A 13,422-nucleotide genomic window follows, 5' to 3' on the forward strand; every position below is an offset into this window, starting at 1 on the left:
ATTATTGTTAGAATGGATTAATTTACTGCTCCTTCTAAATCAGCTCCAGCTTTGAATTTTACAACGTTTTTTGCTGCAATTTGAATAGTTTTTCCTGTTTGTGGGTTTCTACCGTCTCTAGCCGCTCTTGAAGAAACTGACCATGATCCAAAACCTACTAAAGATACTTTTCCTCCTTTTTTCAAGGTACCACTTACATTTCCTAAAAATGATTCTAATGCTAATTTTGCAGCTGCTTTAGTAATTCCTGCATCAGCAGCAATAGCGTCGATTAATTCTGATTTGTTCATAATAAATAGTTATTAATTGTTGGTTAAAATGTTATTACAACAAATTTAGTAGGATTTACGTTCCTTGCAAGTGTTTTTGTGATTTTTAAATAAAATTGTTAATAACTTGCTTTTTTTGTTCATAAAAGAGGTCTGAAAAAGTATTAAAGTTTGGGAGTGCCTATTTTTACTGATGTTAAGCCACCTTCGCATTTTCAGAAAGTGTAATTCCATTTAGTAGTTCCGCAGTCTTCATTCTTTTTTTTCCAGGGAATTGCAAACTCAAAATTTCAATAAAACCATTTTGAACGGCTATTTTTAGTTCTTTTTTAGTGCTAATGATACTTCCAATGGGGCTATTGTGTGATTCTATAATAGGTTTCGACTCGTAAATCTTTACATTGTATTCGGTATTGTTGTCATTAAAATAGCACCAAGCAGCTGGATATGGGCTTAAACCACGAATCAAATTGTGGATGCTTTCGGCAGATTGATTCCAATCTATTTTGCAATTTTCTTTATTGAGCTTGTAGGCAGTTTTGATTACGTCTGAATCTTCTTGAATTCTAGTGGTTACTTTGTTGGATTCGATAAGTTGTAAAGTTTCTACAACTGTTTCACTTCCGATATACATGAGTCGGTCATGCAGTTGCCCTGCCGTTTCTTCATTGCCGATTGTTGTTTCTTTGCTAAGGATCATAGCTCCTGTATCGATTTTGTCATCTATAAAGAATGTGGTAACTCCAGTTTTGGTTTCCCCATTGATAATAGCCCAATTGATAGGTGCCGCGCCACGATAATTAGGTAATAGGGAAGCATGTAGATTAAAAGTTCCCAATTTTGGCATTTCCCAAACTACTTTTGGAAGCATTCGGAATGCTACAACAATTTGTAAATTGGCATTTAGAGCTTGTAATTCTGCTAAAAAACCTTCGTCTTTTAAATTACTAGGTTGTAGTATTTTTAATCCTTTTTCTAGTGCATATTCTTTTACTGCTGAATATTTGATTTTTTGACCACGTCCAGCAGGCTTATCAGTTGCAGTAATTACTCCAACTACGTCAAAATTATTTTTGATTATTGTATCCAGAATTCCCACGGCAAACTCAGGAGTTCCCATAAAAACGATTCGTAATTTTTCCATTTTATTGTAAAGTGTATTTGTTGTTGGGTAGAATTTTGATTTTGTCATGTTCCAACAAGGTTTGAAGTGCAAAGATAATAGCGTCGGCGCTTTTTTGAGTCTTTTTTTCGAGTTCTCTCGAGTTCAAATCTTCTATTTGCAAAAAATCAAGTATGACATTGGGCAACTCTTCATCAAGATAAGTGGGCTTTGATTTGGAGATACAATAAGAACAAATACCACATTCCGGGCTTGATTTTTCGCCAAAATAAGCAAGAAGCTGTTGACTCTTACATTGGTGTTTATTTTGTATGTATGCTATGACACTAGCAAGATGTTCTTTTTTTAACTGGTTTTGTTGATCCAAATGTTTAATTACCCGATTGATGGTTCGTTCGTCTTCTCTTACTTCATTAAAAAGAATGGTTGCATCATTGTTTTTGGCATGATAATCAATGATTTCTTTTTCAGTTAATTTTTTTAAAACCAATTGAACGGCTTCTTCTTTTACGTTTGCTTTTTTTGCGATTAACGAAAGATTAAAAGGAGTTTGCATTTCGTATATGCCAGGATATGTTCGAAGAATAGCCAGGATAATCTCTTCGTCGTTTGGATTAAGGCTAATATATCGAATGACTTCTTTCGACGGAATTAAAAATTGCAAAGTTATTTTTTCAGAGAATTCTTGAGATAAAGAAATAATGCCTTGTTGGTCCAAAAATTGTAATGCTTGATACGTTTTTAGAATAGGAAAACTATATTTTGTGCAAAAATGGTTTAAGTTGAAAGTGAACTGTTCGTTTATTCCTTCTCCATAAGCGATTTGAAAATAATTACAAAGTTTAACAAAAGTCAAATTCAAAAAAGGACGATCTGGTAGATTATTGATGAACTGTGACTCCGCCTGAATACTATCAGAGGGGCTATTTAATAAAATGGCATACGCTTTATTACCATCTCTTCCTGCTCTTCCTGCTTCTTGGTAGTAGTTTTCTAAATTTTCGGGTAATTGAATATGAATGACCGTTTTTACATTTGCTTTGTCAATTCCCATTCCAAAAGCATTGGTGGCAACGATAACTTGGGTCTCTTCATTCATCCATCGTTGCATGTTTTTCTCTTTTTCTTTATAGGATAGACCACCATGGTAATAGGTGGCTTTAAATCCTAAAGTGTTGAGCTGTGCTGCAAGGTCTAAACACGATTTTCTGTTTCTTACATATATGATAGACGGTGCAGGATTTTTTATCAGTATTTGTTGAATGCGATATAGTTTGTCCTCGACTTCAAAAACCATATAAGCTAAATTGTTTCTTGCAAATGATTTTTGAAAAACAGTGGGTTGATATAAGTTGAGATCCTGAATGATGTCTTCTTTAACTTTTGGTGTAGCTGTTGCCGTCAATGCCAAAAAAGGAGTGTTAGGAAAATGTTCTTTAAGATGGCAGATTTTTAAGTAAGCAGGTCTAAAATCATGACCCCATTGAGATACACAATGCGCTTCGTCAATAGCAATTAAGTTAATAGGGAGGTTTTTGATTCTGTCTAAAATCCAATCAGCTTGGAGCCGTTCTGGAGAAAGGTATAAGAATTTGTAATTCCCAAACTGACAATTGTCTAGCAAATCAATGATTTCTTCAGTTCCAATTCCGCCAGTTAGAGCTATGGCTTTGATGTTGCGCTGTTGAAGATTAGCAACTTGGTCTTTCATCAAAGCTACAAGAGGAGATATAACCAAACAAATGCCATCTTTCATTAGGGCTGGAACTTGAAAACATACCGATTTTCCTCCTCCTGTAGGAAGAATGGCCAGGGTGTCCTTACCCTTGTGAACAGATTCGATAATTTCCTGTTGAAGTGAACGGAAGTTATCGTGTTTCCAATATTTTTTTAGAATTTGTAAGGCTTCATGCATGGATTTCAGTTTCGTTCAAACTAGAAATCTGTTTCCGATTTCTTAATTATTTGCTAGAAATTCGGTCTAAGATAAAAAGAATTCTATTATCAACGGTATCTTTTGGGACTTCGATTAATTCGTACCCATAGTTTTGATAGGTTTCTTTCAAATGAAGATATATTTGTTGTGCTTGTTCGTAGTTTTCGTAGCGTTCACCATCGCTTTCGTAAATTTCTTCCCAAGGGGGAAGCATGAATATTTTTGAATAAGTGCAAGTCACGCAGGCTTCCTCAAAGTGTGGAGGATAAGCATCTCCAATAAAATTCATATAAGCGACTACATCTGGTACGCCTCTGTCTATAAAAACCACTGGATGAGGTTCTTCTTGTGCGTCGTTAAATTGTTTAATTCTTCCTTCTAGTAGTTTTTGACTAAACAATATTGGGTCTTCTAGAAATAATTGATCGATTCCTAGTTTTTTGGCTTCGGCAGTTACTTGTCTTGAGATTTCAGGATAGCAGCAATGCCCCATAGCCGTAAGCTGATTTATGATAGTTGATTTTCCTGTTCCAGGACCTCCAATGATAACAATGATTTCTTTTTGCACGTTTTGTAAATAAGGGCGCAAATTTACCTAAACTTATTGGTTTTCAAAACATTTTTGTTGGGATTATTTATGGCAGAATCTTCAATTGATTTTGATTGTACTTTTGAGTATCAAAAGAAGCTAAATGTATTGGCTTTTAGAGTTTTGCTTTCGGTTTTCTTTTTTGTGTTACAAAAAACAGTTTTTTGAGCAAAGCTAGTTTCTCTTCTTTGATCATTCTAAAAAAAATCCTAAATCCTGGACCTAAATTCTTGAATCTGCCTTCAAAAATGTATATTTGCGTTTATTTTAAATTAGTAATGGATAAAGACAAAGAGAAAGAGACCGCTGCTTTTTATGAAAGATTGCAAGTAGAATTAGATAAAAGTAATACTTGGCCTGCAGAATATTTGTTTAAATTTATCGTTCCATCAGTGGATGGAAATGTGAAAAAAGTAGAGGAGGCTTTCAATTGTATGGGAGCCGTAATTAAAACTACAAAATCAAAAACCGGTAAATTCACCAGTGTTTCTGTTGATGTGACCATGAAAAACTCACAAGAAATTATTGAAAAATACCAAGAATTATCTACAATTGAAGGTATTGTTTCCCTATAATTATGATCGAAAAATATAAAAAAGAAAATGCGAATGATGTAGTGTGTCATTTGGAGTATAATTCTGAAAGAAAACATTTAATCATTCCTGAGTATGGTCGTCATTTGCAAAAATTGATCGAGCAAGCTACTGATATTAAGGACGATGAAGAGCGTAATAAAGCCGCTAGATACATCATTCAAGTAATGGGAAGCTTAAATCCTCATTTGAGAGATGTCCCAGATTTTCAGCATAAGTTATGGGATCAATTATTTATCATGTCCGACTTTCGTTTGGCGGTAGATTCTCCATATCCTATCCCGTCACGTGAAGTTTTACAATTGAAGCCAGAAGTTTTACAGTATCCTCAAAATTATCCTAAGTACCGATATTATGGTAATAACATCAAATATATGATTGATGTAGCCAATAAATGGGAAGAAGGCGAAATGAAAAGTGCTTTGGTGAAGGTAATTGCCAATCATATGAAGAAATCGTATTTGAGTTGGAACAAAGACACGGTAAAAGACGATGTTATTTTTGAGCATTTGTATGAGCTCTCTGGTGGAAAATTGAATTTGTTGCAAAGCAAAGAAGAGCTTTTGGGAACTACAGATTTACTTCGAACAAACAAAAGGATGTCGAATAAGATCACACCTTCCAATCAACAAAAGAATCAAAACAATAAAAATAAATCGGGTAAAACACCGATGCACAAAAATCAAAATAGAAAACAGCAGTAATTATAGTGTAGGATAATTATTGATTAATATAAATTGGTATAACAAATGGGAATTTTCAAGATCGAAGGTGGAATTCAATTAAAAGGAGAAATCACCCCACAAGGTGCAAAAAATGAAGCGTTACAAATTTTATGTGCCGTACTGCTAACTCCAGAAAAAGTAACAATCAATAATATTCCAGATATTATTGATATCAATAAGTTAATCACTTTGTTGGGTAACTTAGGAGTTAAAATTCAAAAAAACGGAAATAGTTCCATTACTTTTCAGGCTGATGAAGTAAATATGGGCTATTTAGAGACTGAGGCTTTTAAAAAAGAAGGAGGTTCTTTACGTGGTTCGATTATGATTGTTGGTCCATTATTAGCTCGATTTGGTAAAGGCTATATTCCTAAACCAGGGGGAGATAAGATTGGAAGAAGAAGATTGGATACCCATTTTGAAGGATTTATCAATTTAGGCGCTAAGTTTAGATACAATAGAGAAGATCATTTCTATGGAGTAGAAGCTCCAGATGGACTTACAGGAACAGATATGTTATTGGACGAAGCCTCAGTAACAGGAACGGCTAATATCGTAATGGCTGCCGTTTTGGCGAAAGGTACAACTACAGTTTACAACGCTGCTTGTGAGCCTTATTTGCAACAATTATGCAAAATGCTCAATGCAATGGGAGCTAAAATTTCAGGTGTTGGGTCTAATTTGTTGACTATTGAAGGAGTAGAAGCATTAGGTGGATGCGAACACCGTATTCTTCCGGATATGATTGAGATTGGTTCTTGGATAGGATTAGCGGCAATGACTAAATCTGAGATTACGATAAAAAATGTAAGTTGGGAAAATCTTGGAGTTATTCCTAATGTATTCCGTAAACTGGGGATTACATTAGAGAAAAAAGGAGATGATATTTATATTCCAGCTCACATTAATGGTTACCAAGTGAAAACAGATATTGATGGTTCTATTTTAACCATTGCTGATGCACCTTGGCCTGGATTTACTCCAGATTTGTTGAGTATTGTTTTGGTAGTAGCTACTCAAGCTAAAGGTGACGTATTGATACACCAAAAAATGTTCGAAAGCCGTTTGTTCTTCGTAGATAAGTTAATCGATATGGGAGCAAAAATTATTTTGTGTGACCCACATAGAGCGGTAGTTATTGGGCATGATTTCAAATCGCAATTAAAAGCTACTACAATGTCTTCACCAGATATTCGTGCGGGTATTTCGTTATTGATTGCTGCTTTGTCAGCGAAAGGAACAAGTACTATTCAAAATATTGAACAAATTGATAGAGGATACGAGCGCATTGATGAGCGTCTTAGAGCTATCGGAGCCAATATTGTAAGAGCTTAATTTTTTTTTTGAGTACTTAGTAATTAGTCCATAGTGAATAGCGCAATGGACTAGTTGCTAAATCTTGACTAAATACAAGTTTAGTTTTTACTAAATCAACAATTCGCTTAAAATTAATAATTAGTTTTAGTCCTTAGTAATTAGCCAAATTGACTAATTGCTAAGGACTAACTGCTAAGGACTAAGGACTAAATTATGACAAAAGAACAAAAGGCTATAAAAGCAACTTATTTTAGTATTATTGGTAATACTTCTTTAGCTATTGTAAAAGGATTGGCTGGTTTTTTTGGTAATTCTTATGCGCTAATTGCCGATGCGATTGAATCTACTACGGATATTTTCGCGTCTTTTTTGGTCCTTTTTGGAATCAAATATTCGAATAAACCTGCAGATGATAATCATCCATACGGACACGGTCGTGCTGAACCTTTAATTACGTTTTTGGTAGTTGGTTTTTTGATTACTTCGGCAACGATTATTGCGTATGAGAGTATTCAGAATATAGGAACTCCTCATGAATTACCTAAATCATGGACACTTTATATTTTGGGAACCATTATTGTTTGGAAAGAATATTCGTTTCAACTAGTGATGAAAAGGAGTAAAGAAACTAATAGTTCTTCTTTGGAAGCCGATGCTTGGCATCATAGAAGCGATGCTATTACTTCGGTAGCGGCATTTTTAGGTATTTCTATCGCACTTTATTTTGGTAAAGGTTATGAATCTGCCGATGATTGGGCGGCTCTTTTTGCATCTGGTTTTATTTTGTACAATAGCTATAAAATATTTAGACCGGCTTTGAGCGAAATAATGGATGAACATCTATATGATGAATTGGTGGAGGAAATTAGAGTTGTTTCCTTAACGGTTCCAGGTGTTATAGATACTGAGAAATGTTTTATTAGAAAGGCAGGAATGCAGTATCATGTAGATTTGCACGCAAGGGTAGAAGGTACTATTACAGTGCGAGCTGGACACGATATTGCGCATGACTTGAAAGATACGCTCAGAGCTCAAATCCCTTCTTTGGGACATGTGTTGATTCATGTAGAACCGAATTAATTTTGAGTTACTACGAAAGCAAAAAGGTAAGATGCTTCCTTTTAGCCCCGGTAGTAGCGGCATCCTTTTTTTATTTTACCCTGTCAGGGTTCAAAACCCTGACAGGGTAAAATAAAAAAAGATATAGCGGATGACGGGACTTTACCCACAAGAAAGCCTATTCATACCGCTCCTAATCTAAAATATTCAAAAGTTTTAGTCCAAAAATTACGCCATCACCTTGAAATCCATTTTGGTAAGAGCGGACATAATCTACTCTAAACTGTTTGAATTTCCCGATTCCTAAGTTGTCGAGGCCTATGCTGATTTCTTGGTAAGGTTTGCGATTTGGAATGGCTAAGTTGTGAAAACCGAGCATTAAACTGCTTTTTAAAAGGTTGAGTCCTGGTATTTTGTTCATTATAAAACCATTGTCGCTGTACTCTGAATGGAATTCAAAATACGCATCGTTTGTGCTATTGCTGTAGTAAGGTAATAGGTTGAAAACGTTTAAATAACGTTCGGTTTGACCAATTCGCGTTTGGTTGCCGTTGAAATGTTTGTAATCCATAAAGGCAATATTTTCGGCATTGAAGAATTTGCCAGCTCTTAGGTTTACACCCAAATCGCCTTTGTTGGCCAACGGAAGGTCATACAGAATACGTGCAGTAATTAAGTCGTACTCGTAGTTTTTTTGACTAGCAGCGAAGGCTTTTTCGTAGCCTAAAAGCACGGTTGGATACTTGTCGTTTCGGAGGTTGAATTTTCCGTCAGGTCGCGAAATGTATTGGTTGCCAAAGTTAATGCGCCAGTTCAAATTAGCTTTTAGTAACTGATGAGTTGAGAAACCAGCAGTTGAATAATCATTAGGATCCAAAGGATTGTTTGAAGAATAAAGGTCGTCATTTTTGATAAAGGTATAGTTAGTAGTATTAAATAAAGGTTTGCGTTGGCTGTATTCCAGTTTTCCCGTAAAGTTGATGCCGTTGGCTATATTTTGTGAATACGTAACATTGAAAAACTCCTTGTTGTACAATTTCATAAAATTGTTTTTGAAGAAGAGTGTGCTTATCGAATTGATGAAAGGCGAGATTGGATTGTTTTCGTTGAATTGTTTCACAGCCGTTCCTCCAGCAACCCAAATTGTGGCATAATTTTGATTATTAAATCGGTGACTAAAGTTTCCGACTACGCGAAGACGTTCGTCTGAAAAGCCATAATTGAAAGTTGTTGCAAGGGCTGTGCTTTTTCCAGATTCATCATCCCATTTTCTATAGGTAAAGCCAGAGTCTAGATTGAAACCTTGAACCGTGTTGAACGTTAATGAACTTATGTCCATTAATCCAGCATAATCGAACGACCATTTTTTGAAGGTGTTTCTATAATTATAGCCTGTTATTGGGTCTAATAGTTTGAATTTATTTCGTTTTTGGTCAATAGAATCCAAATAGGTTTTGGATGAACGAATGGTCTGAATACTGTCTTTTTTGATATAATCTTTGCTTTCTTCTTCGGTGAGTGGAATAGGTCTTGTGTTTTTCCAGAAAGTATCTTCTTTTTTGTTGGCATTATTTTCAAAACTAACAATTTCATTGCCAAAGGTCTTTTTATCAAAAGCATCAAAGAATTCATAATTGCTGTACACATAGTTGAAAGTGCCTGAGAATCCGATTCCGAAAGCACCAGCTGTAAATGCTAAGCTTTGGGCATTTTTGCTCCAAATTTTAGTTTTGGAATTGTAATTGAAGTTTTGTTTTAAGGTCATTACTTCGGTGAATTCATTGCGCATACGATAGCCTTTGATGTCGAAATCAACGGCATAAATCTCCCAACTGTCTTCTACAATATAAATGTAACCTTCAAAAACGGGTTCTTTGTCGCGTCTTGGAATGACTTTAATCTTGTTGATTTGATGATTGCTTTCGTCAAAAAAAGTGCTTTCGAGTTTGTATTTGTAATATTGAAAAGCATTGCTAGCTATGGGTGAAATCATTTTTACATCAAAATCGACGGTATTGTCATAAAAATCATAAAATGAAGAGCGAGCGGTATTGTAACTAAAGCCTTTGTCGTTTCCTGATATTTTTGAGGCAATAATTCTTTCTTTGTAGTTGTTTGGTTTTTCGAAGGTGAGTTTTGATACGGTTTCAGATAAGTACAAAATACCGCTTCCAGTTGAATCTAAGCCAGTGGTCATTTCGTCTGGCATTTCTATTTTCATTCCTAAAATCTTTTTGGGCAGATTTTTGATTTTGAATAATCCTCGCGAATAGAAATCGGCAGTAAATCGAGCTGTTTTTTCTGCGTTTTCTTTACGTGCTGCAATCGCACTTCTGATAATGGCGTTAGCAGGATTATTTTTGGGATTGATAACGACTTCGTTGAGGTTGTAATTTTCTTCCGATAACTGAATGTCAATTGTTATTGGTGTTTTTTCGTAGTGAATCGTTTTCTTTACGGTTTTATATCCAAGGAACTGAAACAACAAGGTATAATCACCTTCTTTTTTGAGATTTAGTTCGTATTTTCCTTTGTCGTTTGTGGTAGTTCCTGAATAGGAGTTTTGAATAATAACGGAAACAAAAGGTAATGGGGTTCCTTTTTCGTCTGTAATAGTTCCTTTTACTTGTGCTATAAAAGGGGAAGAGATTAAAAATAAAATAAAAACGTAAAATTGTTTCATCTGTTTTTTTTGTAAAATTAAACAGATGAAAAAACTTACATCATAAAAACTTGTTAATTTATTGTGTTAAAAATCTTAAGATTATAAAAAAGATTGGATAGCGAGTTCATAGCTTTTTAGACCAAAACCCAAAATAACCCCTTTTGCATTTCCTGAAATATAGGATTGATGTCTAAAACTTTCTCTTGAAAAAGTATTGGAAATATGCACTTCGATTACTGGAGTCGTTATAGCTTTTACCGCATCGCCAATGCCAATTGAAGTGTGGGTATAGGCTCCTGCATTAAGTATGATTCCGTTATAAGAAAATCCGAATTCTTGGATTTTATTAATTAATTCCCCTTCGATATTGCTTTGAAAATAAGAAAACTGAATATGAGGAAATTTAGCCTTTAGACTTTCAAAATAATCTTCGAAAGTTTCACTTCCGTACACTTCAGGCTCGCGTTTTCCTAGTAAATTAAGATTTGGTCCGTTGATAATAGCAATTTGCATAATGGTTGTTTTTGGTAAAAATAAAAAAACCGCACTAAATAATAGTACGGTTTTGAAGTAGTTTTTGTTATTTATTAAAACATAAATCCTGCAGACACTTGTACTACTGAATTTTTTGCTTTTGCATTGGTAGAAACTTCCGTTAACCCAAGACCGTAACGTGCTTGAACAAAGATGCCTTTTGTGATTTTTACACCTAAACCACCCGCAACTGCAAAGTCGAATGTTTTGGAATCTTCAATGTTCACTTTGTCTTTTTCACTTAACAAAAATGAAGCTTGAGGTCCTAATTCTAAGCTGAAAGTATTGTTTAAATAGATTTTTGCCATCACAGGAATAGCTAAGTAGCCCAATTCATTTTTGAATTCTTTGATGGCACTTTTATAAGAGGCACCTTGAGTAGAGTATAACAACTCAGGCTGGATACCAAACTTCTCGGTTAATTTGATTTCGGCCAATAAACCAATGTGGTAGCTTGTGATTGCGTCAGATTTGTAGTTTTCTGTGTTTACAGTAATTTCAGTTCCTGTAAGATTAGCATAATTAATACCAGCTTTGGCTCCTAATCGTAATAATTGTGCCTGTGAACTCCATGTGCCTAAAAAAGCAAATGCAGCAATAAGAATAATCTTTTTCATGTTTTTTTTTAATGGTTTTATATGGTTATAAACTGCGTTTTCAAACATATATTGTATTGAAAAACTATTGTTCATAACCGATTGGTTATTGAATCGCGAAGTAACAACAATTTTTATAGCTTTCCAAAGTGTTAAAAAGAGTGATTTGACTTGTTAAAATATCTTTTTTATGTGTTGAGTACAAAATACCTGAATTTAGTGAGATACATGTTTTTAGATTGTTGATAATTAGTTGTTTAAATAAATAGGTTTTTTTATAAAGAACCTTGAAACTACTTTTAACAACAATTCTTTCAAATTTATTTTTTCATTATTTGATTTTGAATTACTAGTTTAGCTGAATAATCTTAATAAACTAAACAAAAAAATGAAAAAAATTATTTTAACTGCTGTTGCAGTATTTGGATTCGCATTTGCTAATGCACAAGAAGTTAAATTTGGTGTTAAAGGAGGTATAAACATTGCAAATTTTAGTGGGGATGTTGAAGATAATAAATCTAGAATAGGTTTTCAATTAGGTGGATTTGCAGAGATTAAAATTTCTGATAAATTTAGCATTCAACCAGAGCTTTTGTTTTCAGCTCAAGGTGGAAATTCTAAAGAAGTTGACAATGCAAATGATTATAGATATGAAGAAAAAATAAATAATAGTTATTTGAACATTCCAGTAATGGCTAAATTGTATGTTACACCAAAATTTAATGTAGAAGTAGGACCGCAAATAGGTTTCTTGTTGAGTTCAAAAACAAAATTTGAGGAAAGCATAGCAGGCGTTACTATTTCTGATAAAGTAGATACAAAAGATGTTTTTGAATCAACTGATTTCGGATTAAATTTTGGTTTAGGCTATGACTTAACTGAAAAGTTATCTATCGGTGGTAGATATAATTTAGGGCTAAGTAATATTGTGAAAGATGCTGGGGATTTTAAAGTGCAAAATAGTGTTTTTACTTTTTCACTTGGTTACAAGTTTTAATAAAGTAATAATATTCAATTAACCTCCTCTTAAAAGGAGGTTTTTTTATGCCCTAAAATTGTTTTTCTTTGTAATATGAGTTGGAGTAATTATATCAAGCAATATCAATCGTATTTAAAAATTGAAAGAGGTTTGTCGGCCAATACGGTTGCAAATTATACTTTGGATATCGAGCGACTTTGTTTGTTTTTGTCTAATGAAAATATAAAAGTTTCTCCAATAAATATTAATGAAGATACGGTACAGCAATTTATCTATGCCGTTTCAAAAGAGGTAAATGCGAGATCTCAGGCCAGAATTATTTCTGGGCTTAAAAGTTTTTTTTCATATTTGATTTTTGAAGATTTTCGAAGCGACAATCCAATGGAGTTAATTGAATCACCTAGATTGGGTAGAAAATTACCTGATACGTTATCGGTTGAGGAAATTGATGATTTAATTTTGGCGATTGATTTAACTTCAAACGAAGGAGAACGCAATCGCGCTATGCTCGAAACTTTATATGGTTGTGGTCTTCGTGTTTCTGAATTGGTTGGTTTGAAAATTTCGGATCTTTTTTTTGAGGAAGGCTTTATCAAAATTCACGGAAAAGGCAATAAAGAACGATTTGTTCCTATTGGCGAATTGGCTCAAAAATATATCAACATTTATAAAGAAACTATTCGAGTTCATTTGCCTATTCAAAAAGGGTTTGAAGACACGTTGTTTCTAAACCGACGAGGTCGACAATTAACAAGAGCCATGATTTTTACCATTATCAATAGACTCGCAGACTTGATCGAGCTCAATAAAAAGATTAGCCCTCATACATTTCGACATTCTTTTGCAACTCATTTATTAGAGAATGGGGCCGATTTGCGTTCTATTCAATTGATGCTCGGACATGAATCTATTACTACAACCGAGATTTATGTTCATCTAGACCGTTCTTTTTTAAAACAAGTAATGCACTCTTATCATCCACGAAAGGAAAAGATGTAGAGGTTGAATTTTTTTAACTATATTATTGTTAAATGTTA

At 34.1% G+C, this 13,422-nt stretch carries 13 protein-coding genes; 6 read left to right on the plus strand and 7 right to left on the minus strand.

From position 1 onward, the window contains the following. Positions 1 to 17 precede the first annotated feature (17 nt). From ACZ1AQ_RS09810 to ACZ1AQ_RS09825, 4 genes are all read right to left on the minus strand, one after another. The gene (locus ACZ1AQ_RS09810) at positions 18 to 290 is read right to left on the minus strand and encodes an HU family DNA-binding protein (RefSeq protein ID WP_064714443.1); all 273 of its coding nucleotides are present in this window, start codon (positions 288 to 290) and stop codon (positions 18 to 20) included. A 175-nt stretch (positions 291 to 465) separates the two neighbouring features. Then, the gene (gene fmt, locus ACZ1AQ_RS09815) at positions 466 to 1,413 is read right to left on the minus strand and encodes a methionyl-tRNA formyltransferase (RefSeq protein WP_489632730.1); all 948 of its coding nucleotides are present in this window, start codon (positions 1,411 to 1,413) and stop codon (positions 466 to 468) included. Between the two features lies 1 nt (position 1,414). Further along, positions 1,415 to 3,307: a RecQ family ATP-dependent DNA helicase gene (locus ACZ1AQ_RS09820; RefSeq protein WP_489632731.1), complete on the minus strand. Its 1,893-nt coding sequence runs from the start codon at positions 3,305 to 3,307 to the stop codon at positions 1,415 to 1,417. 46 nt (positions 3,308 to 3,353) lie between these two features. Further along, positions 3,354 to 3,896, minus strand: a complete 543-nt coding sequence (locus ACZ1AQ_RS09825) for an AAA family ATPase (RefSeq protein WP_489632732.1) — start codon at positions 3,894 to 3,896, stop codon at positions 3,354 to 3,356. 299 nt (positions 3,897 to 4,195) lie between these two features. Here ACZ1AQ_RS09825 and ACZ1AQ_RS09830 point away from each other — a divergent pair, with 299 nt between their 5' ends. From ACZ1AQ_RS09830 to ACZ1AQ_RS09845, 4 genes are all read left to right on the plus strand, one after another. Continuing rightward, complete coding sequence (locus ACZ1AQ_RS09830; RefSeq protein ID WP_489632831.1) at positions 4,196 to 4,492, plus strand: DUF493 family protein; 297 nt, start codon at positions 4,196 to 4,198, stop codon at positions 4,490 to 4,492. Positions 4,493 to 4,494: 2 nt separating this feature from the next. Further along, complete coding sequence (locus tag ACZ1AQ_RS09835) at positions 4,495 to 5,214, plus strand: DUF4290 domain-containing protein (protein WP_489632733.1); 720 nt, start codon at positions 4,495 to 4,497, stop codon at positions 5,212 to 5,214. Between the two features lie 45 nt (positions 5,215 to 5,259). Further along, a complete protein-coding gene (murA, locus tag ACZ1AQ_RS09840; RefSeq protein ID WP_489632734.1) occupies positions 5,260 to 6,570 on the plus strand; it encodes a UDP-N-acetylglucosamine 1-carboxyvinyltransferase in 1,311 nt (436 codons plus the stop codon). A 195-nt stretch (positions 6,571 to 6,765) separates the two neighbouring features. Continuing rightward, positions 6,766 to 7,632, plus strand: a complete 867-nt coding sequence (locus tag ACZ1AQ_RS09845) for a cation diffusion facilitator family transporter (protein WP_489632735.1) — start codon at positions 6,766 to 6,768, stop codon at positions 7,630 to 7,632. Positions 7,633 to 7,804: 172 nt separating this feature from the next. On the opposite strand, the gene ACZ1AQ_RS09850 is transcribed toward ACZ1AQ_RS09845, so the two are convergent. From ACZ1AQ_RS09850 to ACZ1AQ_RS09860, 3 genes are all read right to left on the minus strand, one after another. Then, a complete protein-coding gene (locus tag ACZ1AQ_RS09850) occupies positions 7,805 to 10,294 on the minus strand; it encodes a DUF5686 and carboxypeptidase regulatory-like domain-containing protein (RefSeq protein ID WP_489632736.1) in 2,490 nt (829 codons plus the stop codon). Between the two features lie 81 nt (positions 10,295 to 10,375). Further along, a complete protein-coding gene (gene aroQ, locus ACZ1AQ_RS09855) occupies positions 10,376 to 10,789 on the minus strand; it encodes a type II 3-dehydroquinate dehydratase (RefSeq protein ID WP_489632737.1) in 414 nt (137 codons plus the stop codon). A 74-nt stretch (positions 10,790 to 10,863) separates the two neighbouring features. Beyond that, positions 10,864 to 11,427 (minus strand): porin family protein, encoded by a 564-nt coding sequence (locus ACZ1AQ_RS09860; RefSeq protein WP_489632738.1) that lies wholly within the window; start codon positions 11,425 to 11,427, stop codon positions 10,864 to 10,866. Positions 11,428 to 11,794: 367 nt separating this feature from the next. On the opposite strand from ACZ1AQ_RS09860, the gene ACZ1AQ_RS09865 reads away from it, so the two are divergent. After that, positions 11,795 to 12,403, plus strand: coding sequence for a porin family protein (locus tag ACZ1AQ_RS09865; RefSeq protein WP_489632739.1), 609 nt, complete (start codon positions 11,795 to 11,797; stop codon positions 12,401 to 12,403). Between the two features lie 75 nt (positions 12,404 to 12,478). After that, entirely contained in the window at positions 12,479 to 13,384 is a 906-nt protein-coding gene (locus ACZ1AQ_RS09870) for a site-specific tyrosine recombinase (protein WP_489632740.1), read from the plus strand. The last annotated feature ends 38 nt before the right edge of the window (positions 13,385 to 13,422 follow it).

It is taken from the genome of Flavobacterium sp. UM26 (genome assembly GCF_057922445.1).

Bases quoted from the DNA above. Each gene is read 5' to 3' on its own strand.
- ACZ1AQ_RS09830 (WP_489632831.1), top strand. From the start codon at position 4,196: ATGGATAAAGACAAAGAGAAAGAGACCGCTGCTTTTTATGAAAGATTG.
- ACZ1AQ_RS09845 (WP_489632735.1), top strand. From the start codon at position 6,766: ATGACAAAAGAACAAAAGGCTATAAAAGCAACTTATTTTAGTATTATT.
- ACZ1AQ_RS09870 (WP_489632740.1), top strand. From the start codon at position 12,479: ATGAGTTGGAGTAATTATATCAAGCAATATCAATCGTATTTAAAAATT.
- ACZ1AQ_RS09860 (WP_489632738.1), bottom strand. From the start codon at position 11,427: ATGAAAAAGATTATTCTTATTGCTGCATTTGCTTTTTTAGGCACATGG.
- fmt (WP_489632730.1), bottom strand. From the start codon at position 1,413: ATGGAAAAATTACGAATCGTTTTTATGGGAACTCCTGAGTTTGCCGTG.
- murA (WP_489632734.1), top strand. From the start codon at position 5,260: ATGGGAATTTTCAAGATCGAAGGTGGAATTCAATTAAAAGGAGAAATC.
- ACZ1AQ_RS09810 (WP_064714443.1), bottom strand. From the start codon at position 290: ATGAACAAATCAGAATTAATCGACGCTATTGCTGCTGATGCAGGAATT.
- ACZ1AQ_RS09835 (WP_489632733.1), top strand. From the start codon at position 4,495: ATGATCGAAAAATATAAAAAAGAAAATGCGAATGATGTAGTGTGTCAT.
- ACZ1AQ_RS09820 (WP_489632731.1), bottom strand. From the start codon at position 3,307: ATGCATGAAGCCTTACAAATTCTAAAAAAATATTGGAAACACGATAAC.
- ACZ1AQ_RS09865 (WP_489632739.1), top strand. From the start codon at position 11,795: ATGAAAAAAATTATTTTAACTGCTGTTGCAGTATTTGGATTCGCATTT.
- ACZ1AQ_RS09850 (WP_489632736.1), bottom strand. From the start codon at position 10,294: ATGAAACAATTTTACGTTTTTATTTTATTTTTAATCTCTTCCCCTTTT.
- aroQ (WP_489632737.1), bottom strand. From the start codon at position 10,789: ATGCAAATTGCTATTATCAACGGACCAAATCTTAATTTACTAGGAAAA.